Here is a 24810-nt window from a genome sequence, read left to right on the forward strand (position 1 = left end):
ATACCAAAGAAACGCAAAAGGAGGGACAACTCTTATGGAAGAAACGATAAGTCTACAGGAACTATTTAAAACAATAAAGAAAAGGCTCTTACTCATCATTAGTACCTTTATTTTAGCGGTCTCTATTGCAGGTGGAGTTAGTTACTTCTTGTTAACACCAATTTATGAAGCATCGACACAAATTTTAATAAGTCAAAAGGAAATTGAAAATAAGCAATTCATCGCTCAGGATGTACAAACAAATCTACAACTTATTAACACCTATAGTGTCATTATAAAAAGCCCAGTTATTTTATCCAAAGTAATTGATAATCTTAACCTGAACATCAGTTTAGAAGTACTCAATAATAATATAAACGTAAGCAGTGAGCAAGATTCACAAGTTATTAATGTCAGTGTTCAAGATCCAAATCTGGACAATGCTGTTGAAATAGCCAATATGACTGCAGAAGTTTTTCAAAAAGACATACCTACGCTTATGAATGTAGATAACGTTAAAATACTTTCACCTGCAGTCGCTACAAAAAATATAAAACCAATTCGTCCTAATCCAATTCTCAATATGGCTATTGCGGCACTTATTGGATTAATGGTTGGAGTAGGAATAGCATTTCTCATTGAATATTTAGATAAAACTATAAAAACAGAACAAGATGCTAGTGAAATAATGGAGTTACAGATTCTAGGTTTGGTTAGTCCGATCACACAAAAAAAACCGAAAAAAACAAAGAAAAGTAAAAAGAAGAGAGGGGAGTTGGATGTTTAAGAAAAAAAGAAAGGAACATAGAAGAAAGCTAGTGACAAGTACAGGTCCAAGATCAATCGTTTCAGAGCAATTTCGAATGGTGCGAGCCAATATCAAATTCGCCATGCACGATAAGCAACTTAATACATTACTTTTTACTTCAGCGTCAAAAGGAGAGGGCAAGTCAACAGTAGCAGCTAATACTGCTATTGCATTTGCTCAAGAAGGTAAAAAGGTACTTCTCGTAGATGCAGACTTGAGAAAACCCACTATGCACCATACGTTTAATACGTTAATTTCGCCGGGATTTACTAACTTGCTAATGATCCAATGGAAAATCGATGATGTAGTTAAAGAATCCGGTATTAAAGGATTAGATTTAATAACTTGTGGTCCGATACCCTCAAATCCGGCTGAACTTCTTGGATCGACTTCAATGGACGTATTTATAAGAGAGGCGAAAGTTAAATATGACATTATAATCTTCGATGCCCCTCCAGTCCTTTCAGTAGCAGATGCGCAAGTTTTATCTGAAAAGTGTGATGGTACTATTCTTGTTATCAGTTCGGGTACAACTGAGAAAAGGTATGCTGTTAAGGCTAAGGAAGTACTTCAAGCTTCCAAAGCAAATATTATAGGTACGATCCTTAACAATTTTAAATTAGAAAAAGGTCATTATTATTATCAATATTATGGGGAAAAAGAGTAGAAAATTTTGTGCAATGGAAGGAGAAGATGATGAAAAAAAAAGTCTTACATATTCTCAGTACTGATGGACTAGCTGGTGCTGAAAATGTAGCTATGTGTATTATAAATAATTTATCTGAACTCTCCGAATCGGCCTATGCATCACCAAGGGGAAGTATTGAAAAAATACTGTTTAATAGAGGTATTACTTATATTCCAATGAATAAACTATCAATCATACAAATAAGGAAAGTAATTAAAGAATGGAAGCCTGATATTATTCATGCACATGATTTTACTGCAACGCTTCTAAGTTTAGTAGCGAGCTTTAATATCCCTGTAGTATCACATATTCATCAATTTCCACAATGGTTGAAAAGTGTAAATAAATTATCAATTCTATTTTTCCTAGCATGTATTAAAATAAAAAAAATAATAGTAGTTACACCTGCAATCAAAGAATCGACATTTTTATCACGAATATTTAACAAAAAATCAATCGTTATAAAAAATATTGTAGATGTAAAATGGATAGCTGAGAGGGCATCACTATCAACTGATAAAAGATATGACGTAGCATTTGTAGGTAGATTAGAAGATGTAAAAGATCCATTCCGGTTTATTAATATTATCTCTCAATTGGTAAAAGAGATTCCAACCGTTTCAGTAGTCATGATGGGGGAAGGAAGTCTAGAAAGACAATGTAGTGATTTAATAAAGAAATTAGAGTTAGAGAAGAATATTGATTTAATAGGATTTATGAATAATCCATATCCAGTATTACAAAATTCAAAATTCCTAGTAATGACATCTAAATCTGAAGGGTTACCAATGGTTGCGATTGAAGCGTTATCCATGGGCAAGCCAATAGTAGTTCCTAAACTTGAAGGAATAGAAAGTATTGTTAATAGTAATTGTGGGGTTATTTGTAAAGACGATCAAGAGTTTATCAATGCGATAATAACACTTTCACTTTCAGAGAATGAATATGAAGAGATGTCTTTAATGGCTTCTAAAAAAGCGAAAGAAATGTTTAATATGGAAGATTATAAGAATCAATTGCAGCAGGTGTATTGTAGTGTCCTCTAAACTTCTAAAAGAAAACTTGACTTATACCTCTAAAAAAACAGGGAGATTATTCAGTAAAAGTTTAGGTTATATAGACTTATATATCATCGGATTTTGTATTTTAAGTGCCAAGTTGTTAAATATTAATATTTTGGTTTATTGCCTAGCTACTTATTTAGCATTCCGTATATTATTCATATCAACAAACTATGCTTTTGCAATATTAATTTCGTTAATTCCCAATTTAGCAGTAATGTTTATCCCTATTTCAGGTATGTCTGTGCCAATAATAAATGTTTTAATGGGAGTTGCTTTATTTAAAGTATGCATATCAAATTTTAAGAATCCCATTAATAAAATTTTTCTTTTAGTTATTGGATTATATATTGCTTATGAATGGAGTCACATTTTTTATTATGATATAAAATCGATTATTTTGCTTTTTAGTTGGAGTGTTGCTATTTTATACGTTTCTTTCTATTTTTTTTATTCTCTGAAAACATATAATCATAAAATAGTAATTATACATTCTATCTCGGGTGTATTTATTTCAATAATATACGGTGTATTAGATTTTCTTGAGAAATACGGAACACTAATGACAAATAATGCGACTATTAGATTTAAAGGTGGAGCAGGAGATCCCAATTATTTTTCAATGTATATTATGATTTCTTTGTTTTTACTACTGTATCTCGTAAATCGTGAGACAAAAAAACTTCTTAAGTTCATTTATCCATTAGTATTTGTTCTGTTCGTTGCTTTTGGTGTACTAAGCTTGTCGAGAATGTTTTTACTAGTTATCTCATTATTATTGATGTTATTACTAATAAAAATCATTTTTAAAATGAAGAAAAATAAAAAAATACTGTTTTTTATTATTTCTGTGTTTAGTATTCTCTTTCTGTTTTCTATCTTCTTTATTGCGGATTTTAAGTCAATAATTAACGTATTACTTTCTAGGTTTACAGATTTCATTGGTGATCCATCAGCTCTTACAAGTAATAGAAATGTACTCGCGGAACAATACATTCAATTATTAATGTCAGATACAAAAGATATGATTTTCGGAATAGGAATTCAAGATTATCACCTTAGATCAGGCATTCAACTTCAGGCACATAATATTATTTTAGAACTATTAGTTGTTTGGGGATTAATAGGATTCCTAGTTTTTATGACATTTGTAGCAACACTTTTGAAATATGGAAGTGCTAAAAGAAAGAATATAAAAAATGATTTCATAAGTTGGCTACCTATTATCTGTATGGGAATTAGTTATTTATCGCTAAATGCAATGTCTAATGAAAGTTTTTTCCTTTTACTCCTTTTTGCAATAAAAAACCTACAAGAGTTTGATTCATCAAATAATTATTTGATGAGGAATGCATAAAGAGAGTAATACCGTTAAAAAGTATAGCGTTATAACATAAATAAATAGAAAAGAAGGACAAATCATAGAAACTATAAAAAAGACTGCCGTTCTTTTGATGGTTATTACAGTTCTATCAAAAGTTTCTGGATTTCTACGGGATATCACACTATCCTTTTTTTACGGTGCTACTTCTACGAGTGACGCATATATTATTTCCATTACCATTACATCCGTATTGTTTAGTCTTATTATTTCAGGGATATCTACTGCTTATATTCCAATGTTTAAGCAAATCGAGCATGGAGAAGGACATCAGTCTGCCACATATTTTACGAATAATCTTATCAATATTGTAGTAATAGTAACTACTGGTGTCATATTAATTGGTCTTCTATTTTCTAACTTGTTAGTAAAGCTGTTTGCGTTAGGATTCGATGGAGAAACATTAAGGATTGCTGTTCTCTTCACAAGAATAGGGTTAGTAGGTATATATTTTACTAGCATTACTCAGCTTTTTATAGGTTATTTACAGTTGTATGGAAAGTTCACAATACCTGCTATGGTTGGTTTGCCTTTCAATTTTATTATTATCATTTCAATTATTGTTAGTACTCAAACGAATATCATTGCATTAGCAATTGGAAGTGTTATAGCAGCGTTTATACAACTGCTTTTTTTAATCCCCTCCTTAAAGAAAACAAATTATAGATATGTCCCGATTGTGCAGTTTAACGACAAGAATATAAAGAAAATGGCAGTTATCGTTTTTCCAATAATGATTGGTATATCCATTGACCAAATCAACTTGATGGTTGATAAAACTCTTGCTTCTACTTTAGTGGAAGGAGGAGTTTCTGCTTTGACGTATGCTAGTCGATTAAATGATTTTGTACAAGGTATTTTTGTTCTTTCATTTGTTACAGTAATGTTTCCTCTTATTTCTAATATGGCTGTCCAAAAAAATAAAGAAGACTTTAAAAGGTCAATTAGTGAAGTAATTTCGGTTGTCACTTTGATCGTAGTTCCTGCTAGTATCGGCATAATGATTCTAGCAGAACCTGTAATAAGATTACTTTTTGGACATGGACATTTTGATGAACGTGCAATAGACATGACAACTCATGCACTTTTCTTCTATTCAATAGGGATGATAGGGTATGGTATCCGTGAGATATTAAATCGGTCTTTTTATTCTCTCCAGGATACGAAAACCCCTATGTATAATGCTTCTATGGCAGTTATTTTGAACATCATCTTAAGTGTTATTTTATCTTCATATATGGGAATCAGTGGGATTGCATTAGCCACAAGTATTTCTGCACTCTTTTGCTCTACTCTTTTAGGTATAAAGCTTCGAAAAAAAATAGGTGCATTCGGTTTGAAGGGGAATTTAATCACCTTTATGAAAGTAACTGTAGCGTCCAGCGTAATGGGGTTTTTCTTATATTTTTTTAACAAATATGTATTCACAGATTGGAGCATATTTTTAAAAATGAGTATAAGTATCCTTTTAGGAAGCATTATTTATTTCATGATTATTACACTGTTAAAAGTACAAGAATCGAAGTTACTAGTAAATTTCTTGCGAGATAGAATACGTCTATAACAAACCTAAACCGAACGGAGGATAATTTGGAGCTCATTAAGATTACTACGTATATGGACTTGGGGAGATACGAGAAAGAATGGTCGGTTATTTTAGAAGAAAATGAGAATACGAATCCATTTATAGAGTTTGAATTTGTTTATAATTGGTGGAAGTTTTTTTGTGAGGATGAGAAAGTGGAAATATATGCGGTAAAAGAAAATGATCGTATTATTGCATTTTTTCCATTTCAATCAGAAAAAACCTGGTACGGATATATTCTGCATTTTTTAGCTCTTGGCGATGCTAATTATATGGATATAATTGCAAGGAAAAGAGATTTGGATTGTGTCATCATGTTTGTATTTGATGAGTTAATAAAAGAGAAAAAAAGTATAGTCTTTTATTTGCATGGATTATTAGAAAGTGTAGAAACACATTTTAAACTTTCTAATTATTTGAAAGCTAGAAATATGAAGGAACGATATTACCGAATTGTCACTCCTTATATTGATTTGAAAAACATTTCTTATGTAGAGTATTTGAAACCTCGCCACAAGTTGCATGGGTTGGATCGAAGGGAAAAAAGGTTGAGAACACTAGGTGATGTTGAACTACAGATATCTCCTCCAACGGAGATAAATCAAGTATTTAAAGTGCATCAGAAACGATGGCAAAAGAAAAATGATACAAGCGGATTTTCTAGTAATCGAAAGCAATCTTTTTTTAAATACTTGGCAGAACAGAATAGTGGAAAGTTACGTGTACGTTTAACCACGTTGAAATTACGAAATGAAATGATTGCATTTACTTATGGATTTGCTTGTAGAGGAAGATATTTGGGGTATGTTTTAGGACATGATTCCGATTTTGATGTCTACGGTCCTGGCAGGATTTTAGTTAAAGAGAAAATTAAAAGGAATATAGACGATGGGTTTCATAAACTTGATATGAGCATAGGGTATGAACCTTATAAACTAGAGTGGAATACGGATCTTGATTATACGAGAAAAACAGTTTTTTCTACCAATACTATACGAGCAAGGATGTTTCGAAATTTCCTATGGCTAAAAGAAACTATATTTTCTAAGCTTAGAAAGCATTATTCAGTGGTTATTTTTCGAAGAAACACGATTGGTAAATTAAAATACTATCTACGAAATAAGGAGAAATTTCATTTATGGAAAGATATTTGGAAAAATAGGTTGAGCCCTTTTGTATACGAGAGAAAACAATATATAATAGCTAAATTAACCGTAAGTGAAATAGAAACAAAAAGTCACTTTGAAATAGTAACCCCTGAAATAGCTCTTGAAATAAAGCAGAATAGAAAAGAAATGTTGCAAAAAATATATAACGGTTATAAAGGTTATTATTCAACTGATGTGAGTAAAGCATTTTGGGTTAATGAAAATGTAATTCGGATAGACGACATTGAAGTAGTAGAAAATCTAAAGAAAAAAAGTATTTATATTAGGGATTGGGAAAATAAAAATTTAGACCAGATTCTTTCTTTTGCCCAATTAAAATATCGACCAAAGTACATTTTTGTGCATGTAAATAAACGTGATCAGAAGAGTATTCAAACACTTGAGTCATATGATTTTAAAATCACTGAAAGGCTTTCATACTCAAGAATTTTAGGGAAGAAAAAAATAAAAAAAGAAGTAGAAATTTAAAAGAGAAGGTGCCTTTTATTATTCTATTAGAGAGAAAGTTTTTAAGTATCAAAATGAACAGCTATTATTTTTTGAGAGAGAATGTTTCAAGTGAAAAGCTAACAGATATTGAGGGTTTCTCACACTCCCTAGTCCCTAAAAAGCAACTTCAGCAATTGGAAACACTGTTTATCGATTTAACGAAAAGTGAAGAAGAATTATATAAAAGTTTGCATCGTACAAATAGAAAGCAAATAAAAAAAGCTGCATGCAAGAATTTATATATAGAAGTACTTGAAAAACCGTCGATGGGAGATATTAGAGCATTTCAAAAGTTTTATAATCATTTCTCAGCATTTGTAAACACTTATTCTTGTAATTCCTTTCATGTAAATACGATGAATAAGTTAAAGGATAAGAATGCTCTTATTATTACAAAAGTTATGAATGAAGCAATGGAAGTACTTTGTTATCGAGTATATATAACAGACGGGGGCATAGCTTTTTGCTTATATTCTGCTTCCCACTTTCGGATGAAAGAAAAGACTGAAGAAAAAAGGTTATTAAGTGAAGCAAATAGATATTTGATTTGGAAAAACATACTTTTTTTAAAAGAGCAAAAACATAAGATTTTTGATATGGGTGGGCTTACAGCGAATCAAAATATTCGTAATTTCAAAATGGAATTTGGTGGGGAAATAGCTCATGTTTATTCCGGATATAAAGCCAATTCAAGAATTGGTCAATTCGTTCTTTGGTTACGCGCAAAAAAAATGAGGAAAGGATGAAGAACTGGGGGCTCTAATTATTTCATTAGATTTTGAGTTGAATTGGGGAGTACATGATGTTTTTACTATTGAAAATTACGGGGAAAATATTTTAGGTTCTCGCTTAGCAATCCCTAGAATATTGCAGTTATTTCAAAAGTACGACATTCATGCCACCTGGGCTATTGTTGGAATGCTTTATTGCAAAGATAAAAGGGAACTCTTAACTTGTTTGAAAAATTTAGATATTCCATATGAAAATCCATCTTTATCGGCAGTATATAACCTTTCTCAAGTCGGTGAAGATGAACAAGATGATTCGTATCATTATGGAAAGTCACTTGTTAAAATAATTAAAGAATTTCCAAATCAAGAGATTGGCTCACATACGTTCACTCACTACTATTGCCTAGAAGCCGGACAGCGAATTGAGCATTTTGAAAAGGATTTGCAAGCGGTGGTGAATTTAAAAGAGGACGTTACTTCCTTAGTATTTCCTAGGAACCAAGTTAATTATGATTATCTGAAGTTATGTAATGAATATGGAATAACTGCTTATCGTGGGAATGAAGATAGCTGGATATATGGACCATACATTAAAGAAAAGAATACAACAATAAAGCGAATACTTCGATTAGCCGATAATTATATAAATATATCCGGTCATCATAGTTATAAATTGGAAAAAGTAGATACCCACCCGATTATTAATGTACCATCTAGCCGCTTTTTAAGACCATATAGTAATAAGTTAAGAATATTAGAGAGACTTCGTTTACAACGAATTAAAAAAAGTCTAACGAAAGCAGCTAAAAACAATGAGTATTATCATTTATGGTGGCATCCACATAATTTTGGAAAGAATATCGAAAAAAACCTACAATATCTTGAAGAAATATTAATGCATATGGATTATTTAAAGAGGAAATATAATTTTCAAAGTTTTCATATGAGAGATTTTGTAGATTTAATTAATCTGAGCAAGAAAAGTTGAAAGTCCGAAGGGAGAAATCAATTTCTTTTCGGACTTTGTTTTATATATGTGCAAGCATCAATGTATTAATCCTATAAATATCTAGCTTATTATGTTGAAGGAAATCCTTTTTGTTGTGACGAATTATTTAAATGATTGTTGATAGCATCTAAAGTTAAAATCTATTTTTCAATAAGGAAAAACTAGTCGTGTCATATGAAGTGCCATTTTGATACATATATTTTTTTAAGATACCTTCTTTTTCGAATCCTAGTTTTGTTAATAATGTACTAGATGCTTCATTTTCTAAATAGACAATAGCACCAATACGTTCTAAATCAAGAAAATTAAAGCCATATTCTATTACTTTAGAAACAGCTTCTCTTGCATATCCTTTACCCCAATTATTTGGATGAAGTTCATAACCAATCTCAGCTCTCTTATGCTTCTGGTGCCATGCGTTAAATCCGATTGTTCCTACAATCCCTTCATGACGCTTAACCTCAATCCCCCATCTAATCCCTCGATTTTCTTTATAGTTTTTCTCAAAAACTTCTACTAGCTGTTTAGCTTGGTTAGTAGTTGTAAACGAGTCCATACCATAGTAGCGAGTGACATCATTATTAGAGAATAAATCGAAGATTGCAGAGGTATCATCTACTGTGATTTCTCTTAATATCAGTCTTTCTGTTTCTAAAATTGGGAACAATCTCTCCATCCTCCTTGAAATAAAATTAAATGTGATTTTACATATCATCATAACAAATGAAAAAGTAGAATGATGTAGCTATGTGACAATCATATAACCCTATGTATTATAATACATATTAACGTTAAATTGTATAAATTTTGAATTTAAAATGTAATAAGTGGAAGATGGAAAATTGGACTTGAAAATGAAGTTGCAGACACTGTCTAGCAATACGATCATAAAGAGGTTTATCAAATACCTTGTATATAATAAAAAGACACTAATTACTACTTCGTAATATAACGGATGATATATTCACCTCAGAGAACATGTTCATGACTGTCAAAGTACCCTTAGATTTATTAACCATTAATAGCAACAAAACATTAAATACATAAATTAGAAAGCGAATTGTCCTAAAAGGATGCTTGCTAAATCTTTAACTCAAAGTCATAAATTGGACTTTGAGTTTTTTTGTTAAGAATAATGAATATAAATTCAAATGAAAAGGAATTAAATTTGTTTATTGACATTAATTACATATAGTTATATAGTTAGTTACACAAGTAACTAACCGACTAACTAACGGTGGTTAGTATAAGGGGGAGAGGCTTTGAAATTAGATGTAAATAGTGAAGTACCGATATTCCAACAAGTTTCAGAAATCATTTCGAATGAAATTTTGAATAACAATATTCTCGAAGGGCAACAAGTACCTTCCACGAATGAAATAGCGGAATTTTATCAGATTAATCCAGCAACAGCGAGGAAGGGCTTAAATTTACTAGTTGAGGATGAGATTTTATATAAGAGAAGGGGAATAGGTATGTTTGTAAAAGAAGGAGCAACAGGGAAGATTTTACAACAAAGAAAAAATGAATTTACCGATGTTTTCTTAAAGCCATTATTAGAAGAAGCGAATCGTCTAGGGATTTCGATTGATGAGGTTAAGAAACTAATTGATAATCAGGGGGAATAAACATGACTGCTGTTCAGATAGAAAATGTTTCTAAGAAAATAAAAGGTCATATGATTTTAGATAATTTAAATTTTGAATTTGAAGAAAATAAAATTGTTGGATTTCTAGGTAAAAACGGTTCTGGGAAAACATCACTAATGAAAATTATCGCAGGTGAGTGGGCTTCGACTTCGGGTCAAGTATATGTAAATGATCAAAAACCATTTAATAACCAAAAGGTGCTAAGTAAAGTTTGTTTTATTCAGGAAGGAAATAATTTCCCTCCAGATATGAAAATTTCTGAGTTATTGAAACTAAGTAAAAACTTCTATCCGAACTGGAATAGTGAGATTGCAACATCACTTCTAACTCTTTTCGATTTAGATAGCTCAAAGAAAATTAAGGAATTATCTAAAGGGATGGAATCCGCGGTTGGGGTAACGGTAGGCATTTCAAGTAGAAGCGAAATTACAATTTTCGATGAGCCCTATATTGGTATGGATGCGAATGCTCGAAAGAAATTTTATAAATTTCTTCTGAATGATTATATGGAGGTTCCTCGTACGATTATTTTTTCAACTCACTTAATTGATGAAGTAAGTTCCTTATTTCAAAAAGTTTACATTATTAATAAAGGGAAATTGCTTTTAAATATCCAAACGGATGAGCTGAAAGAGAAAGTCTATGCGATTACAGGACCGACGAAAGAACTTGAGAAAATAAAGAATGAATTTACCATTTTGGAAGAAAAACATTTTATGGGGAATGGAGAAATCATCGTCTTCGATCAATCACATATACAAAATGAAATGCCACCAAACTGTAAGAAAAATGTGCTGAATATGCAAGACATCATTGTTCATGTAACTGAGAAAGGGGAACAAATTCTATGAATCGGGTACTTACAGCTAAAAAGATTTTGGAAGTAAGAAATATAAAAACACAAAGTATTTTCTGGGGAATCTTATTATTATTTCTAACACTTAGCCTTATTCTCACAGTAACCGTCAATAACTTTACAACGCAGTTTACGAACAATGTAGCTATTTACATTTTTCTAGGAATATCTAGTTATGTTTTAATGCGAAAACACTTTAATTATTGCATTCATTTTGGTTTAACACGGGGAGAATTTATAAAAGCAACTATTTTGAGCCGTATTCAAAATGTCATTTTAATGGTGCTAATCAATATCATCATTTTAGTCATTGTAGATCAATTGCAAACTTCATTTAGTATCGAACACTTTAACCTCTTTAGTTGGAGTAGCATTTTTACGGATCACTCATTAATTGTTACTAATATTTGGATTGATTTTTGTATAGGTGTATTAGTTAGTAGTGCGGCTTTGCTGAGTGGTGCATTGTATTATAAATGGGGATTAGCTGGGCCTATTAGCGTCTCAGTAGTAATGATATTATCTGCGTCATTACCTTTTATTCGCTCCAACTTATTTGACTTCTTCCTAGAAGTATATAGACAACAAGCTCTTGCTTCTTTTGGCTGGTTATTGATTGTTTCCATCATCTTATGGGCTTGTACGTATTTGTTATTAAATAAAGTGGATTTGAAAAGAGAATAGTTGATTACTAAACGCTTTATAAATGAAAAAATGCAAGTTCAATAGTGGGAATATTTCGTTAACACAAAGCTGGTAAAATATTGCGGCTTTGTGTTAGTTATGTATACTCTTTAACTTTCATAAGATGAACGGATTCAAGAAATTTAGCCGAGAAGGGGAATAGCTGAATGAACAAAAGAATTGTCTTTAAGATTATTGGTTTGGAACTTCTTTTGATGGTCTTTTATATGGTAAATGGTGCCTTTGCAACGCTTACGGAACCTACTAGCCCATATTTACAATTTATTATGTTAGTTCCATTAGCAATCATTCTTTTCCTATATATAGCTTATAAAAAGAAATGGCGTCAATATTTCTTTGTAAAGGTTCATCTTAACAAAGGAAATCTATTGCTTTATGTACCGCTATTTCTTGTATTATGTATCATTATATATAGCACCAACGGCTTAAATTTCAAATCTGTTCCTAACCTTTTCGCTATGTTTATCATGCAATTTTTAATCGTTGCGTTTATTGAAGAGACGATTTTCAGAGGGATGATGCTTCGAATTTTATCGGTAAAAGGCACTCTTGTGGCAGTTTGGGTTTCAAGTATACTTTTCGGCGTGACACACTCCTTACAGTTAATAGGAGGCCAATCAGTTGAAGATACGATTATTCAAATTTTATATGCACTTGTGGTAGGGCTAGTGCTCGCATTACTTGTAATGGATGGGCATTCGATTATCATTACAATATTGTTCCACTGCTTTAACAACTTTTTCAACTTAATGGGGAATGTGAAAGCTCAATTACATCGGCATACATTATCTTCTTCGTTTTATTAGTGTACTCCGTTTACCTTTGGAGACGAGTTAATAAGAAAGGAAAAAATATCCTTCAAGCAAATTAAGTTCTATTGCCGAATATATTTAATGCCAAGACTACAATCTGCAGCTGAATGTATGGCTATACAAAATAATATTGCTAAGAATGGCATTAGAGCCTAGAGAATGCTCTCTAGGCTTTAGTGCCATTCTTAATTAAATTGAGCATTAATTTCACCGACATTTTTGATGGTTTGTCCGATTGACGGTGTTTTGGATGCGTCTGGATCAGCCGTAGTTGTAGTATAAACGTATAGATCTGTTTCTGCATTGAAGTGTAACCTATACTGATTAATGTTGGTGTTGAATTAGGGGAATCTTATAAGAGTTTCTTGAGGTACTAGTTGATTGGAGAGGAGGTTGCGAAAAGCGGCTTGTTGCCCGCCCGCGGAAAGCGTCCATCGTAGCGGAAATCAAAGGTCTTATTGTAGATTTAAAATAAAGTTTGATTAAATTATTACTTATAACCTCGATATAAAGACAAGTATAAAGAGCATGTTTTAGAAAAAGATTAATCAGAACATGCTCTTATTTAATGTAATCGATTCATTTCTTTATAAAAAAAATTGATAATTTTATTAAACCTTATTAAACTAACGCTCTCGTTAGTTTAAGTGTATAGCTGTACAGACTATTACTAAATCATGTAATGATTTCCATATAATGCTTTCTTTGGATTTATAACGATGATTAAAACTGCTACTACTAAATAAAAAATTGAGTTATACATGATTAAGTCAATTAAGTTTCCGTTTATTATGCCAATAAAAAAATTAAAGAATTGGTGGATGATGATTGGGATGATTAAATTCTGATTTAAGTTATAAAATGCTGTCATGACGATCTTAGTAGACATCATTGCAATCATAAAGAATAGTATATACTTGATTAAATCAATACCCACAAGCCCTGTTGTAAACCATATGGGTAGATGCCACATTCCCCACCAAAATCCAATTATTATCGAAGCTGTTAATGGTGAATGCTTCTTTTGAAGCTCAATTTGAGCGAAACCTCTCCACCCTATTTCTTCTCCAAGTGGCCCTGCAAGAAGGTTTTTAATAAAGAAATAGAACAGCATTCCCCATGAAGATATTTTAAAAGCTGAGTCTGCTTCACTGTTATTAGATATGAAAAACATTACCATCAAAAATATGAAGGTTTGAATCATAATTACAATAAGAATCACAGAAAATTTAAGTTTACTCTTGAATTTATCTTTTACAAATTGTATAAAACTCTGCCCAGGATAGATTTTTTTAAAGAGGATTGCAAAAGCAAAGGTTGAGGACCAAGCTGATACACAGAGCATTACCTCAAAAATCCATGCGGGAAATCCTAACATACTTATGGCTCCTACAAGACAAAAAAGTGGCAAAAAAATGATATTGGTTAGTAGAATAAAACTTGCTACTGGTTTTTTTAGTTTCTTTTCTCTATTCATACATAATCCCCATTTCAAACTAAGTATTTCGGAAATATAATAACGCTCATATTTACTAATACCTTAAGCTTAAACCTAGGGGTTACTCACAGGTCAATACTTGTATTCATTATTTTATAGGTGCATAAATTTCTAAAAATATACGTTCAAGTCCATCTTCATAAGTGGTAAGTAATAGATTTATATAAACTAGCCCCAAAAGTTCATACCCTTTTTCTATTGCTACTTTTCTTAAACTAGCTTCCACATTATGATCAATACTTTTTCCACCGGTTGACCATCTTCCATCTTCAATAACGGTATAAAAGCATTTTGGATGAGATAGAATTTCACCTTCTATTTCTTTATCAAAGTCTTCTACAACATTTACAATAATAAACTTATCTTCTATAATACCTTCTTCATTGAAACTTATGACTCTTCTTAAAGATGTTAGAGTAACTGCTTTTTTTAAGCTGTCTGTGTTCTTTTTAAGAGTTTCATATTCATCATACGCAGTAAAATGTTCTATTTCTCCCTTTATTTCTAAAGGCTTCATTTCTTTTACTGTGTATTCTCCTAAGAATTGTTTAATTTTTTCGCAATCTTTTTTTACTATCTGAAGCTTTTTTAAAAGAAGCTTTTTATATTCTATTTCCTCTAAAACATCTTGTTCTTTTTCTTCTAATAATGATTTTATTCCCTCTATACTTTTACTTTTTCTTAATTCCTGGATTTTTTTAATTTCAATATCAATTTCTCTATAGAAGTTTACTGTTGTTATATCATATATATCAAAATGATTATATTTTCTATACCCATTCTCAATATTTTGCTTAGGCTTTACTAATTCCTTCTCTTCATAAAATTTCAAGGTATCTTTAGATACACCTAAAAATTTAGCGACCTGTCCAATCGTGTACATTATACTCTCCTTTATCATAGCTACATATTCTTTATCTTATTTCATATTATCAGTACGCTGAAAAATAATAATATAGGTTTTACTATAATAACTAAGTAACTACAATATATGAATTTTGGTGTTTTTATTTAAAGCGCCTAATAATAACGATGATCATCAATATCAAAACAATAATACCAGCCCCGACAGAGAAAAAGTGCTTGCTCCGTATCATGCTGAGTACAGTGGATTGTTGTTCATGCCTCATAACCGCCTTCAAAAACTGTCTATCCTTTACTTGCACGGCAATTGCTTGCTCCGTACTAATACCTTTAATTGAGTAGTATTTAGTTCCTTTTTTATAAGTATTCGAAAAGTTCCCACCAAGTGATTCCATATCTGAATAACTCGTGACATGACCAATTTCTTTGTCTATTTCAGTGACAAGCTCATCAGTTACTTCATAAACGTAGCCATCCCAAGTAACGAGTGAATACACCCATGTAGTAGCAGAAGTATGATTAGTTAAGGCCATTAAACAAAAGAAAATAAAGAGAGTAATGCTATTTTTCCATTTCAAGAAAATCCCTCCTTAAAGAATTTTACCTAGTTTAACATAATATAATGTTGGAATTAGAACAAAATGAAGAAAACTTGGTTATATTTTAAATAAGAGTTGAAGAGATAAGGGGGCTTTTGAATGGGAAGGTCCAAAGAATTAGTTATGCGGGAAATTCCACAATCCGAAATCGGACAGTCAATTGAATTATTAAACTATGTGTTTCAAATTTCTTTATCTATAAATAAGGACCGATTATTTGTAAATGCTAAAAGTAAACAGTTCGATGAAGGGTTAGCGCTTGGTTGGTTCGATCGAGAGCAACTTGTCGCACAAATTTTAAATTTACCATTTCAAGTAAATATTCATGGGACGATTTATGATATGAGTGGAATGACAGCTGTTGGTACGTATCCGGAGTATTCAAGCCATGGTTTGATGCATACACTAATGGTTGAAAGTATGAAAAGGATGCGTAAAGAAGGGCGCCATATAGCTTATTTATTCCCGTATTCAATTCCTTATTATCGCAAAAAAGGATTTGAAATTATGAGCGATATTCTAGAGTATCAAGTAAAAGATACACAATTGCCCTTTTACAGAGATATTCCAGGACAAGTAAGACGTATGAAAGATGACTTTTCAGATCTTCGTGACGTATACAATAGGTATGCACGTAATTCGCATGGTGCGATGAAACGCAACGCAATAGCTTGGAATGAGAAGTTCCAGGAATCTTATTGGGAAGAGAAGTTTGAAGGTAGCGATACAAAATTGCAGGCTGCAGTGTACTATGACGATGACGGATTAGCGCTTGGATATATGTTTTACCGCATTATGGAGGAAGATTTCTATATTGATGAGCTTGTCTATTTGAAGGAAGTTGCGCGAAAAGCATTATGGAACTTTGTACATGCGCATCGCTCAATGATTTATCATGTGTATGGTAAAACATCTGGCAATGATGCGATTGCTTTCTTAATGGAGGATAGTGAGTGCTTTACGAAACACTTTATTTATCAGTGTTTAGAGGACTTTAGAGGGGAAAGTCCCCCAAAAAGTCCCCCAAAAAGAGCAAAAAAATAAAAAATCAGTTGTTTTCGAGCACATTTTTGAACACTTCAATTGTTTGGTTTTTATTTTCGTCTACCGCATGAGCATAAACTTTAAACACCATTTCCGTTGTATCTCCTAATCGACTAGCGACAGTCACAACATCAACTCCACTACTAATTAACAAACTTGCATACGTATGCCTTAATGTATGAGCTTTTACTTTAAATCCAAGTTTGTCACTCGCAGTGCTAAACGCTCTTCTAATAGCTGACGTACTGATAGGCTGACCATAATTAGCAGATACAAAAATAAAAGATTCTTCATTGAATTTATGTCCAAATCTTAAATGTATTTTTTTGGCTGTTAATTTATACTTTTTTAGTATTTCTAACACGTCGTCATCCACTTTAAATACTCTATAACTATTGCGAGTCTTTGGCGATCGCACCCCAAGATAATCTCTTGTTTTATTAATATTAACTTCACCAGTTTTGAAATCAATATCCTTCCAGGTTAGACCACATGCTTCGCCACACCGAATACCAGTAAACGCTAATAAATAGATAATTGTGTATTGTAACTCATTCCTAGTTTTTGCGTATCCGAGTAATTGGTTGAGCTGATTCGCACTAATTACATTTTCAACTTCTTTTTCGTCCTCTTTAAAAGAAATATTAGTAAATCGATTCCGTGGTAATATTTCTGCATCTACTGCAGCGTTAACCATTGCCACAAAAGTGCGGTGCCACGTCTCAACAGATTGTGGTTTGTATTTTTTGGATAGAGGCGTAATGAATATACGCTTATAGGTAATCTTATCAAGTTGATTTAACTTCTGGTTACCGAGCATAGGCTTAATATGATTTTTCACGGCGCCTTTGTTTCGTATTAAAGTAGTAGGTTTCCAATCACTTTTTTTAGATTCAAACCAAATATCGCACCAGTTTGCAATAGTCATATCTTCATTTTCGACTTGTTGCAAATTACCTTCTAACACTTGTGCTTTAAGTTTAGTGAGTGCTTGCAAAGCTTTCTTTTCAGTTTCAAAACCTTGTTTGCTCTTTTCTTTACGTTCACCCAATGTATTGTAATAGCGATAACGGTAAGCGTATTTTTTGTTCCCATCGTTATCTTTGTACCAGTATAAATCTTTATCTTTAGCAGTTTTTATTAATTTTGGTTTAGCCATTTTGTCTGGTCCTTTCAAACGTTGGCAGGCGTTCGGACAGGGTTGGCTATAAACAACACCCCCTCTAATTAATAACAACATATAATTTTGTATATTGAAATTCCTTATATAATACTTCTTTGATTTTCTATGTATTGAATTACCCTTTTTTTAGGAAGGAAATCTTTAATGAAAATCCTTACTTGTATACAATGAATAGCTGTTAAATACTTTTTGAAATATTAATGAACCACTAGAAATTTTTCTTCGATATATACTTTAATATCCTTATCTAATTTTCCACCAAATTCATTTAAAAAATCGTCTACATAAGCGTACAATTCGCCATCAATAGATTGAATTTGCTTGAGTAAGGGGACAGCTATGCGTTCGCCATCTTCATTCCTACAAGCTTCTTGAATTACCTCTATTTTATCGAAAATCTCATTATTCATTATGTATCTTCCTCTCATGTCGTTGTCTTTCTTGATGATATTTATTAAGTCATACTACGCTAGCAACGAATTTTCTTCGCTCTGTATATTGAATTAACCTTTTCTTTGCGAAATCTTCATCTACTTTAAATAGAGCCTGAATTTGTTCAATTGCTTTGTAATAATCTTGTTCAAGTATGATTTGATCTAACATGAAGGTAGGGATGCATACGTGATATGCGAACCCATTCGCTTTCCATTCTTGATACTCACGAAATGATGTAGATACTCCAAGTTGATTACCACTATGTAATAAAGCATGGCATAGTTCGTGTCCAAATTCTTGCCACTGTTGTTCCTCAGAAATTCTACTATCAATTATAATGACTCTACCGTTGCACACGGATTTAAAGGGTGCATAAATCACGGTTAAATTAAATGCTGAAGCGATAGTTCTTATGTTCAATTGATTTATTTTTTTAATCCCGATATTCATGTACAAATTATGAATGTAATCTTCTAGATGTGTATAGCAATACATTAAAAACCCACCTTTAAGGAACGTATGTTCTTTTATAATAACAATAAAATCCATCTTTGGATAGATGGATTTTCCTTTTTTGATAACTATAATGTAATTTGTAATTTTTTTGGTTTATGATATTCAATTGGCTCATTATTATCCCAAACAGTACCTGTTAAGATATTTATAGTATCTAAATTATCAAAGGAATCTTCAAAATAAGGTAAAATTGAAATCCCTTCAACTTTTACTTGACCGATGTAAGTGGAAATATCAGCATTACTAGAAGCTAAATTACTTGATTCTAAAATCTGAAGTTTAGTATTTGTTGTTACTGTATCGATTGCATGAAACATAATATCTTTTTTAGAAATATTTTCAACAGTATATGATATTTGTATCACATTAAGCTTATCTTCGATATCTTTATCAAGGTTTTCTTTCAACATTTCTTTGTAATTTTGTTGAACATTGGATCTTTCTATTAATTTTATTGAATCAATAGTGTATTTAATTTTCCCTAAATCAAAAGTTTTGTTTGGTTCGCTAATTTTAATTAAAGTAACTTTTGTGCCGTCTTCCTCAGTTGTCCACTGACCAGGCTCAGTTAATTTGCCATCTTTAACTTCTTTCGGATCAACACTACTATTTACCGTTTTTTTATTATTAGTTTCTTCTTTAGTGTTAGTATCAGCAACTTGACTCCCAGACTTTTCTTTGGTATCACTACTGCATGCTGTAAGAAAACTTGTCATTAGTAGTGCTCCTGTTAATAATACTGTGAATTTTTTCATTTTTATCTCTCCGTTCAAAATAACTATTTGAAAATAGGGTAGGGAGTACATCTGCATCCTTCATGGAGTGGAGGGAAATTTACGCCGATTTTAGCCTCAGAAATAGAGTAAACTTTATTTCTATGCGACAAACAACTTTCACAACACCTCTCATCATTTGAATCCACAATTTCGTATTTAGGAAGTTTCATGTTTTTGTATCTCTCCAATAGATTTGAATAGTGTTCGTATTTTTCTTTATCAAGCATAATTAATCACCTCGACATATAATGTTGTTACTTAATTTTCAATTTTTTTAATAAAAAATACCTATTAAATAAATATAAAAAAAGAGAAACAAACGATTCTCTTAGATTATTTCTTCTCTTGTTGTTTCTTCAGTAATTCATAAAATAATTCAAATTGCTCAAGTGCATCCAACATCTTCTCTGGACGATCATGGAAGAATAAATCTTCTCTTGTTAAAAAGAAATCAATAACTTCTCTTTGGTAGGGATTTAGACTTTTATATTCTTCATTAGTAATACCCGCATTTTCGAACATCCGAGTATTTTTTAAATCTGAACGACCAAGCAAATAGTCTGTAGTAACTTCGAAATAATCAGCAATTAGTTGTAAAGTTTCATAATCAGGTTTTCTTTCATCTGATTCATAACGTGATAATACAACATTTGAAACATTTAATTTCTTAGCGAAATCTTTTTGACTAATGTTCTGTTGTTCACGTAGTTTTTTAATACGACTACCTAAAGATTCCACGCTGAATCCTCCTTAGTAAACTTCATTAATATAATAAATAATAACATTTACCGATATGGTAAAAAGTAATATTACCAAAAGGGTAACAAAGTGTTGACATTACCAAAAAGGTAATGGTATAGTATGTTTAAGGTTACCGAATTGGTAATCGAAAGGTGGTGAAATTAATTGAAAACCCCTGTTGTTAACTTGGAACTTATTCGTAACTTGCGTAACGATAAAGATGTATCAATTGAAGAAATGTCGCTGTTTCTGGGATACGAAGGATACCAAGGTTACTATTATAAAGAAAGAGGCATTCGGAAAATGAGCGCTGAAGACATTGCTGGAATAGCTAAAATTTTACAAGTACCGATTAATGAACTTTTTTTTGAAGAAAAAATTACCGAAATGGTAATTTAAAGATTGCTAATACAAGAATCTTCAACTCGCACCCAGCAATAAACATTCGAAGAGCGGAGTACGCCACGACGGACCGATTAAATCCCGAGCGACAGCAATAGCCAACGCCATGACCTCGAATCTTTATTGATGGGTGTGAGAAATAAAAGGAGGAAAACAAATGGCAAAAGTAATCGATTGTACTCTTATCGCAACACAAGTATTAAAAGTTTTAGCAGAAAATGAAACACCAATATTCACAGTTGAGACTATCTTAGATATCGTACGACGTTCAGTTAGAATGCAAAATGTAGTTTATGAGATCAAAGAGCAAGAACAAAAAGCTATTTCTTATACTAAACCTTCAGAAAAAGATGAAGTAGAACGCTATAAGAAAACTATTCAAGAAGAGATTGAAACACTTTTTGAGAAAAAGGAAATTAGAGTGGAGTGAAATACTGACCTCTATTATTAAATAAAGGCCAGCACTAACAAGCATTTTTAGTTACTCGTTACTTTGTAATCGTTTATAAATTGCACTCCGCTATTAGTTAATCGTGGATAAGGAATGGAGAAAACGACTTCTCCATGACCATTCAACTCACTTGAAATTCCTGTAACCAAACTATGGTCTACTGAAAATTTAATTAAATCGTGTAATTCAACATCATTTAAACTATTCCGCCAAGAATTTATGTCTTTAGGTGCTGAATGCAGATTTTTTAAAAATACAAATATTTTTTCTTGAAATTCTTTTGTCATAACTATCACCTCCCAATGTCAATATTCGACAAAGGGTGAGGAAATACCTACTAAGGAGGAAAAATAATGAATCAATTAGTAATCATGAACAACCAACAAGCAGTAACAACTTCTTTATCAGTGGCAGAAAATTTCAATAAACGCCACGATCACGTTTTACGTGATATTGATGAAATAAAGGGGGTTACCCAAAATTGGGGAGACCTATTTCAAGAAGCAACATATATTCATCCTCAAAACAAACAGAGTTATCGCATGTACTACATGAATCGTGATGGATTTACTGTACTGGCAATGGGTTTCACTGGTAAGGAAGCTCTTCAATTCAAACTAAAATATATCGAAGCATTCAACGCTATGGAAGCTGAACTTACTAAACCAAAATCACAAGCTGAACTAATTGCCATGATGGCTCAAGTAAATGTCGAGCAAGAACGTCGTATTAACGAAGCCGAAAAGCGTGTTGGATTAATAGAAGCGAAACAAGACAATATCACTCAAATTCTTTCGCTAAACCCAGTTCAATGGCGCAGCAAGGTAACAACAATTCTAAATCGCATTGGACAAGCTCGTGGCGGTTTCAACGAATTTCGAAATGTACGAAACGAAAGCTACGAAGTACTTGAACAACGAGCTCATTGCAAATTAGGAATACGTTTGGAAAACCGTCGTAAAAATCTTTTGATGAATGGAGTCTCAAATTCTAAAGCATGCAAGATTACAAAGCTCGATGTTATCGCTGATGATACACGTTTAACTGAAATATATTTAGCAATAATCAAAGAAATGGCTATCAAATATCAAGTTAATGCAGAAGGGTTGGGTGCTTAATGACGCTTATGAGAAAGAACTATTTATTAACCAATCAGTACAGTATTACAACTAACACTCATGAAGAAAACGCTATGTGCCACATTGAATTATGCAATGTTATCGAAACTAAGAAAGACAGCTTCAAAGAAGAGGCAGCATTGGATATTTGCCTTGGATATGACGAACTTGATGACCTTATAGCGGTACTCCAACATGCTAGCAATGCTTTGAAACGACATGATTAGAGGTGATATCAATTGAACTTAGCACAAATTGAAATTGCAGTTGATAAAGAAATGGTACAACGGTCACTAGATAATATGGTTCGAGATTACACTAGACCGCGCTTGCTTCTATGCGACATAGATGAATTAAAGCGCCTTACATGTATGTCTCTATCATCTTTGGAAAGATATATTCTTCACGATCCACGTATTCGCCAACACGAAAGACGTGTAGGACAACATGGTAAACGCTACTGGATTTATGAACCAGTAGAAAAAGCAATCTTAGAAATCATCGACGAATTAGAATAACTAAAAAACGTTGGCAGGCGTTTGGACAAGTTCGTCTTTTCTTATATATATCTTACCAAGTTAACTAGTATTTATGTAATTTATACCAATACAAATTAGGAGGAATTATTATGCTTGAAAAATCAGCAGACGCAAGCAAAGCAATACAAAACTTAATCGAGAACGAGAATGTAACAAATGAACAGTTGGCGATAGATTTTAACTTAAGTCCACAAATGGTAAGTCATCTTAAAAATGGACGCAGACTTATGCAGAATGATATAGCGCAGGCATCAATACAAGCTTATGAAAACTCAGAGTACAGAACAGATTTAATAAATGCTTTTACTGGGGGATTAACGACACCAGTATTACGCGGGAAAAACATCGAGCGACATCGATTATCCTTGGCTGCAAACACAGTCAAGGAAATGAAAGAAGCTACAGAAGCCGCAAAAAATTCGGTATTAGTCAAACCGCCAGGAGAAGTAGATAAGAATGAAAGGCAAGAAGTTGATGTCATATACGACGAAATGCTCGAAGCAGTAATGTTCGGAGAAAATTTATTAATGCAGTTAGAAGATGATTACGGAATTTCTAGGAAAAAGCGCATTCGTTTGAATGAGCCACGTTGGAAAGCGAGAGGGTGGTTGCAATGAAAAAAGAAAACTTTAGACCGCAAGATCAATTAGCAGCACAAAGAGAACACGATTGTATCGAAGATTTGCTAGTAGAAATAAAAGTGCATACAACACTAGGTGATTATGGCGCAGCAGCACGAACAGCTAAGGATGTAATTGCATCGCTACAGGAATTGCAAAGGTTAGAAAGTTACAAACGAAATCACGACAAGTTGAAAGCAGTGGTAAATTCGATGAGCGCAAGAGGGATTGATTTAAAGGTGGTGGCGCGGAATGCTTGAAGCTTGGCTAATATTCGGACCGATATTCGCCTTCTTGCTAGGACTAATGATTGCAAAAAAGACAACAAAAAAGTCAGCTAACTCTAGAGAAGTTAACTGACAAGATATACACCAACAACATTATACCACGAGAGCATTGGCTCTCGTCAAGAAGCGCACAAAAATATGCTAATAACTGAATTCGAGCCCAGTAGCAACTTGTACGCTTCTTGATGGGATTCAACCATCAATTGGAGGTGAAAGTATGATTCAAACGAAATTAATTTCTTCGGAATTCGATACGGATTTACAAGTGAATATGTGGATTCGAAATAACCGACATTTCGAAATTATCGACATCAAATTTAGTATCGCTGGTGGTGATGAAAATGTATCAAGAGACGCATTAATCATCTATAACACAAAAGAGGAGGAATAACCTTGGACAACCAACTAGCATTCTCTGATTTAGATTACAGTACAGCAATCAATATTCTAGAACAGCGTGGACTCTTTAGTGCTCAAGAAGAAATGTCTCACATTGAATTAGAAAACTTTTTCGACCAAAACTTCTACGTTTTTGAAAAGGATAAAGGTAAGTATGATGCCATGAAAATAGCAGTTGAGCTACTGAATGCAGACCATATTAAACAGTTATTCCTTTATGACTTATCTTTATCACTCTCTGAAAAATTAATTGCACAAGGATTTTTATCGGACCTGGGGCGATTTTACGTCGTGAGTGTCGAGTATCCATTCGAAAACCAATTAATCGCATAAAAAAATCCCACTGCGCGAACAGTGGAATCGGGCTATGAATAAATCAAGTTATCATCATTTTATTACATAGCCCAAACAATTAC

At 32.4% G+C, this 24810-nt stretch carries 33 protein-coding genes; 22 read left to right on the forward strand and 11 right to left on the reverse strand.

Annotated features, from left to right (window positions below):
- Positions 1-34: 34 nt before the first annotated feature.
- The 8 genes from ACZLO7_RS08450 (at position 35) to ACZLO7_RS08485 (ending at position 8879) form a co-directional block, all read left to right on the forward strand.
- Entirely contained in the window at positions 35-766 is a 732-nt protein-coding gene (locus ACZLO7_RS08450; protein ID WP_464938873.1) for a YveK family protein, read from the forward strand.
- Positions 759-1454, forward strand: coding sequence for a CpsD/CapB family tyrosine-protein kinase (locus ACZLO7_RS08455; RefSeq protein ID WP_464938874.1), 696 nt, complete (start codon positions 759-761; stop codon positions 1452-1454). The genes ACZLO7_RS08450 and ACZLO7_RS08455 overlap by 8 nt, the downstream gene beginning before the upstream one ends.
- A 26-nt stretch (positions 1455-1480) precedes the next feature.
- Positions 1481-2521, forward strand: a complete 1041-nt coding sequence (locus tag ACZLO7_RS08460) for a glycosyltransferase (protein WP_464938875.1) — start codon at positions 1481-1483, stop codon at positions 2519-2521.
- Positions 2511-3893, forward strand: a complete 1383-nt coding sequence (locus tag ACZLO7_RS08465) for an O-antigen ligase family protein (RefSeq protein WP_464938876.1) — start codon at positions 2511-2513, stop codon at positions 3891-3893. The genes ACZLO7_RS08460 and ACZLO7_RS08465 overlap by 11 nt, the downstream gene beginning before the upstream one ends.
- Positions 3894-3966: 73 nt before the next feature.
- Complete coding sequence (gene murJ, locus ACZLO7_RS08470; RefSeq protein WP_464938986.1) at positions 3967-5481, forward strand: murein biosynthesis integral membrane protein MurJ; 1515 nt, start codon at positions 3967-3969, stop codon at positions 5479-5481.
- A gap of 26 nt (positions 5482-5507) precedes the next feature.
- The gene (locus ACZLO7_RS08475; RefSeq protein WP_464938877.1) at positions 5508-7139 is read left to right on the forward strand and encodes a GNAT family N-acetyltransferase; all 1632 of its coding nucleotides are present in this window, start codon (positions 5508-5510) and stop codon (positions 7137-7139) included.
- Between the two features lie 71 nt (positions 7140-7210).
- Complete coding sequence (locus ACZLO7_RS08480) at positions 7211-7906, forward strand: GNAT family N-acetyltransferase (RefSeq protein ID WP_464938878.1); 696 nt, start codon at positions 7211-7213, stop codon at positions 7904-7906.
- A 37-nt stretch (positions 7907-7943) separates the two neighbouring features.
- A complete protein-coding gene (locus tag ACZLO7_RS08485) occupies positions 7944-8879 on the forward strand; it encodes a polysaccharide deacetylase family protein (protein WP_464938879.1) in 936 nt (311 codons plus the stop codon).
- 154 nt (positions 8880-9033) lie between these two features.
- On the opposite strand, the gene ACZLO7_RS08490 is transcribed toward ACZLO7_RS08485, so the two are convergent.
- Positions 9034-9567, reverse strand: coding sequence for a GNAT family N-acetyltransferase (locus ACZLO7_RS08490; protein ID WP_464938880.1), 534 nt, complete (start codon positions 9565-9567; stop codon positions 9034-9036).
- Positions 9568-10162: 595 nt separating this feature from the next.
- On the opposite strand from ACZLO7_RS08490, the gene ACZLO7_RS08495 reads away from it, so the two are divergent.
- The 4 genes from ACZLO7_RS08495 to ACZLO7_RS08510 all read left to right on the forward strand — a co-directional run bounded on the left by ACZLO7_RS08495 (position 10163) and on the right by ACZLO7_RS08510 (position 12916).
- Positions 10163-10528 (forward strand): GntR family transcriptional regulator, encoded by a 366-nt coding sequence (locus ACZLO7_RS08495; RefSeq protein WP_464938881.1) that lies wholly within the window; start codon positions 10163-10165, stop codon positions 10526-10528.
- Between the two features lie 2 nt (positions 10529-10530).
- Positions 10531-11400 (forward strand): ABC transporter ATP-binding protein, encoded by an 870-nt coding sequence (locus ACZLO7_RS08500; RefSeq protein ID WP_464938883.1) that lies wholly within the window; start codon positions 10531-10533, stop codon positions 11398-11400.
- Positions 11397-12089 (forward strand): hypothetical protein, encoded by a 693-nt coding sequence (locus tag ACZLO7_RS08505; RefSeq protein WP_464938884.1) that lies wholly within the window; start codon positions 11397-11399, stop codon positions 12087-12089. The genes ACZLO7_RS08500 and ACZLO7_RS08505 overlap by 4 nt, the downstream gene beginning before the upstream one ends.
- A gap of 167 nt (positions 12090-12256) precedes the next feature.
- On the forward strand, positions 12257-12916 hold the full coding sequence (locus ACZLO7_RS08510; protein WP_464938885.1) for a CPBP family intramembrane glutamic endopeptidase: 660 nt from the start codon (positions 12257-12259) through the stop codon (positions 12914-12916).
- 676 nt (positions 12917-13592) lie between these two features.
- Here ACZLO7_RS08510 and ACZLO7_RS08515 read toward each other — a convergent pair.
- The 3 genes from ACZLO7_RS08515 to ACZLO7_RS08525 all read right to left on the reverse strand — a co-directional run bounded on the left by ACZLO7_RS08515 (position 13593) and on the right by ACZLO7_RS08525 (position 15862).
- Positions 13593-14399 (reverse strand): CPBP family intramembrane glutamic endopeptidase, encoded by an 807-nt coding sequence (locus ACZLO7_RS08515; RefSeq protein ID WP_464938886.1) that lies wholly within the window; start codon positions 14397-14399, stop codon positions 13593-13595.
- A 109-nt stretch (positions 14400-14508) separates the two neighbouring features.
- Positions 14509-15303, reverse strand: coding sequence for a MerR family transcriptional regulator (locus tag ACZLO7_RS08520; protein ID WP_464938887.1), 795 nt, complete (start codon positions 15301-15303; stop codon positions 14509-14511).
- 124 nt (positions 15304-15427) lie between these two features.
- Entirely contained in the window at positions 15428-15862 is a 435-nt protein-coding gene (locus tag ACZLO7_RS08525; protein ID WP_464938888.1) for a hypothetical protein, read from the reverse strand.
- 120 nt (positions 15863-15982) lie between these two features.
- Here ACZLO7_RS08525 and ACZLO7_RS08530 point away from each other — a divergent pair, with 120 nt between their 5' ends.
- On the forward strand, positions 15983-16927 hold the full coding sequence (locus ACZLO7_RS08530) for a GNAT family N-acetyltransferase (RefSeq protein ID WP_464938889.1): 945 nt from the start codon (positions 15983-15985) through the stop codon (positions 16925-16927).
- Between the two features lie 4 nt (positions 16928-16931).
- On the opposite strand, the gene ACZLO7_RS08535 is transcribed toward ACZLO7_RS08530, so the two are convergent.
- The 6 genes from ACZLO7_RS08535 to ACZLO7_RS08560 form a co-directional block, all read right to left on the reverse strand.
- The gene (locus tag ACZLO7_RS08535) at positions 16932-18086 is read right to left on the reverse strand and encodes a site-specific integrase (RefSeq protein WP_464938890.1); all 1155 of its coding nucleotides are present in this window, start codon (positions 18084-18086) and stop codon (positions 16932-16934) included.
- A 221-nt stretch (positions 18087-18307) separates the two neighbouring features.
- Positions 18308-18520 (reverse strand): hypothetical protein, encoded by a 213-nt coding sequence (locus ACZLO7_RS08540; RefSeq protein ID WP_464938891.1) that lies wholly within the window; start codon positions 18518-18520, stop codon positions 18308-18310.
- Between the two features lie 49 nt (positions 18521-18569).
- Entirely contained in the window at positions 18570-19040 is a 471-nt protein-coding gene (locus tag ACZLO7_RS08545) for an ImmA/IrrE family metallo-endopeptidase (RefSeq protein ID WP_464938892.1), read from the reverse strand.
- Between the two features lie 86 nt (positions 19041-19126).
- Positions 19127-19816 (reverse strand): hypothetical protein, encoded by a 690-nt coding sequence (locus ACZLO7_RS08550; RefSeq protein WP_464938893.1) that lies wholly within the window; start codon positions 19814-19816, stop codon positions 19127-19129.
- Between the two features lie 23 nt (positions 19817-19839).
- A complete protein-coding gene (locus tag ACZLO7_RS08555) occupies positions 19840-20064 on the reverse strand; it encodes a minor capsid protein (RefSeq protein WP_464938894.1) in 225 nt (74 codons plus the stop codon).
- Positions 20065-20170: 106 nt separating this feature from the next.
- Positions 20171-20575, reverse strand: coding sequence for a helix-turn-helix domain-containing protein (locus ACZLO7_RS08560; protein ID WP_464938895.1), 405 nt, complete (start codon positions 20573-20575; stop codon positions 20171-20173).
- Between the two features lie 168 nt (positions 20576-20743).
- Here ACZLO7_RS08560 and ACZLO7_RS08565 point away from each other — a divergent pair, with 168 nt between their 5' ends.
- Together ACZLO7_RS08565 and ACZLO7_RS08570 are read left to right on the forward strand one after the other, a co-directional pair.
- Positions 20744-20977, forward strand: coding sequence for an XRE family transcriptional regulator (locus ACZLO7_RS08565; RefSeq protein ID WP_464938896.1), 234 nt, complete (start codon positions 20744-20746; stop codon positions 20975-20977).
- Positions 20978-21137: 160 nt separating this feature from the next.
- Positions 21138-21410, forward strand: a complete 273-nt coding sequence (locus tag ACZLO7_RS08570) for a hypothetical protein (protein ID WP_464938897.1) — start codon at positions 21138-21140, stop codon at positions 21408-21410.
- Between the two features lie 47 nt (positions 21411-21457).
- Here ACZLO7_RS08570 and ACZLO7_RS08575 read toward each other — a convergent pair whose 3' ends face one another.
- Positions 21458-21718 (reverse strand): hypothetical protein, encoded by a 261-nt coding sequence (locus tag ACZLO7_RS08575; protein WP_464938898.1) that lies wholly within the window; start codon positions 21716-21718, stop codon positions 21458-21460.
- 66 nt (positions 21719-21784) lie between these two features.
- Between ACZLO7_RS08575 and ACZLO7_RS08580 the strand changes: the two genes are divergently transcribed.
- The 7 genes from ACZLO7_RS08580 (at position 21785) to ACZLO7_RS08610 (ending at position 24727) form a co-directional block, all read left to right on the forward strand.
- Positions 21785-22549: a Rha family transcriptional regulator gene (locus ACZLO7_RS08580; protein WP_464938899.1), complete on the forward strand. Its 765-nt coding sequence runs from the start codon at positions 21785-21787 to the stop codon at positions 22547-22549.
- A complete protein-coding gene (locus ACZLO7_RS08585) occupies positions 22549-22776 on the forward strand; it encodes a hypothetical protein (protein WP_511261400.1) in 228 nt (75 codons plus the stop codon). Before ACZLO7_RS08580 ends, ACZLO7_RS08585 begins: the two co-directional genes overlap by 1 nt.
- A 12-nt stretch (positions 22777-22788) precedes the next feature.
- Positions 22789-23067, forward strand: coding sequence for a hypothetical protein (locus ACZLO7_RS08590; protein WP_464938901.1), 279 nt, complete (start codon positions 22789-22791; stop codon positions 23065-23067).
- Positions 23068-23177: 110 nt separating this feature from the next.
- Complete coding sequence (locus ACZLO7_RS08595) at positions 23178-23705, forward strand: hypothetical protein (protein ID WP_464938902.1); 528 nt, start codon at positions 23178-23180, stop codon at positions 23703-23705.
- A complete protein-coding gene (locus ACZLO7_RS08600) occupies positions 23693-23968 on the forward strand; it encodes a hypothetical protein (RefSeq protein ID WP_464938903.1) in 276 nt (91 codons plus the stop codon). The genes ACZLO7_RS08595 and ACZLO7_RS08600 overlap by 13 nt, the downstream gene beginning before the upstream one ends.
- Positions 23969-24212: 244 nt before the next feature.
- Positions 24213-24386, forward strand: coding sequence for a hypothetical protein (locus ACZLO7_RS08605; RefSeq protein ID WP_464938904.1), 174 nt, complete (start codon positions 24213-24215; stop codon positions 24384-24386).
- A 2-nt stretch (positions 24387-24388) separates the two neighbouring features.
- Positions 24389-24727, forward strand: a complete 339-nt coding sequence (locus ACZLO7_RS08610) for a hypothetical protein (protein WP_464938905.1) — start codon at positions 24389-24391, stop codon at positions 24725-24727.
- Positions 24728-24810 lie beyond the last annotated feature (83 nt).

Source organism: Viridibacillus sp. d25.2 (assembly GCF_055456015.2).

Excerpts from the sequence above, each read along its gene's own strand:
- ACZLO7_RS08450 (WP_464938873.1), top strand. The coding sequence starts at position 35 with ATGGAAGAAACGATAAGTCTACAGGAACTATTTAAAACAATAAAGAAA.
- ACZLO7_RS08455 (WP_464938874.1), top strand. The coding sequence starts at position 759 with ATGTTTAAGAAAAAAAGAAAGGAACATAGAAGAAAGCTAGTGACAAGT.
- ACZLO7_RS08460 (WP_464938875.1), top strand. The coding sequence starts at position 1,481 with ATGATGAAAAAAAAAGTCTTACATATTCTCAGTACTGATGGACTAGCT.
- ACZLO7_RS08500 (WP_464938883.1), top strand. The coding sequence starts at position 10,531 with ATGACTGCTGTTCAGATAGAAAATGTTTCTAAGAAAATAAAAGGTCAT.
- ACZLO7_RS08505 (WP_464938884.1), top strand. The coding sequence starts at position 11,397 with ATGAATCGGGTACTTACAGCTAAAAAGATTTTGGAAGTAAGAAATATA.
- ACZLO7_RS08510 (WP_464938885.1), top strand. The coding sequence starts at position 12,257 with ATGAACAAAAGAATTGTCTTTAAGATTATTGGTTTGGAACTTCTTTTG.
- ACZLO7_RS08515 (WP_464938886.1), bottom strand. The coding sequence starts at position 14,399 with ATGAATAGAGAAAAGAAACTAAAAAAACCAGTAGCAAGTTTTATTCTA.
- ACZLO7_RS08520 (WP_464938887.1), bottom strand. The coding sequence starts at position 15,303 with ATGTACACGATTGGACAGGTCGCTAAATTTTTAGGTGTATCTAAAGAT.
- ACZLO7_RS08530 (WP_464938889.1), top strand. The coding sequence starts at position 15,983 with ATGGGAAGGTCCAAAGAATTAGTTATGCGGGAAATTCCACAATCCGAA.
- ACZLO7_RS08535 (WP_464938890.1), bottom strand. The coding sequence starts at position 18,086 with ATGGCTAAACCAAAATTAATAAAAACTGCTAAAGATAAAGATTTATAC.
- ACZLO7_RS08540 (WP_464938891.1), bottom strand. The coding sequence starts at position 18,520 with ATGAATAATGAGATTTTCGATAAAATAGAGGTAATTCAAGAAGCTTGT.
- ACZLO7_RS08545 (WP_464938892.1), bottom strand. The coding sequence starts at position 19,040 with ATGTATTGCTATACACATCTAGAAGATTACATTCATAATTTGTACATG.
- ACZLO7_RS08550 (WP_464938893.1), bottom strand. The coding sequence starts at position 19,816 with ATGAAAAAATTCACAGTATTATTAACAGGAGCACTACTAATGACAAGT.
- ACZLO7_RS08555 (WP_464938894.1), bottom strand. The coding sequence starts at position 20,064 with ATGCTTGATAAAGAAAAATACGAACACTATTCAAATCTATTGGAGAGA.
- ACZLO7_RS08570 (WP_464938897.1), top strand. The coding sequence starts at position 21,138 with ATGGCAAAAGTAATCGATTGTACTCTTATCGCAACACAAGTATTAAAA.
- ACZLO7_RS08575 (WP_464938898.1), bottom strand. The coding sequence starts at position 21,718 with ATGACAAAAGAATTTCAAGAAAAAATATTTGTATTTTTAAAAAATCTG.
- ACZLO7_RS08580 (WP_464938899.1), top strand. The coding sequence starts at position 21,785 with ATGAATCAATTAGTAATCATGAACAACCAACAAGCAGTAACAACTTCT.
- ACZLO7_RS08585 (WP_511261400.1), top strand. The coding sequence starts at position 22,549 with ATGACGCTTATGAGAAAGAACTATTTATTAACCAATCAGTACAGTATT.
- ACZLO7_RS08595 (WP_464938902.1), top strand. The coding sequence starts at position 23,178 with ATGCTTGAAAAATCAGCAGACGCAAGCAAAGCAATACAAAACTTAATC.
- ACZLO7_RS08605 (WP_464938904.1), top strand. The coding sequence starts at position 24,213 with ATGATTCAAACGAAATTAATTTCTTCGGAATTCGATACGGATTTACAA.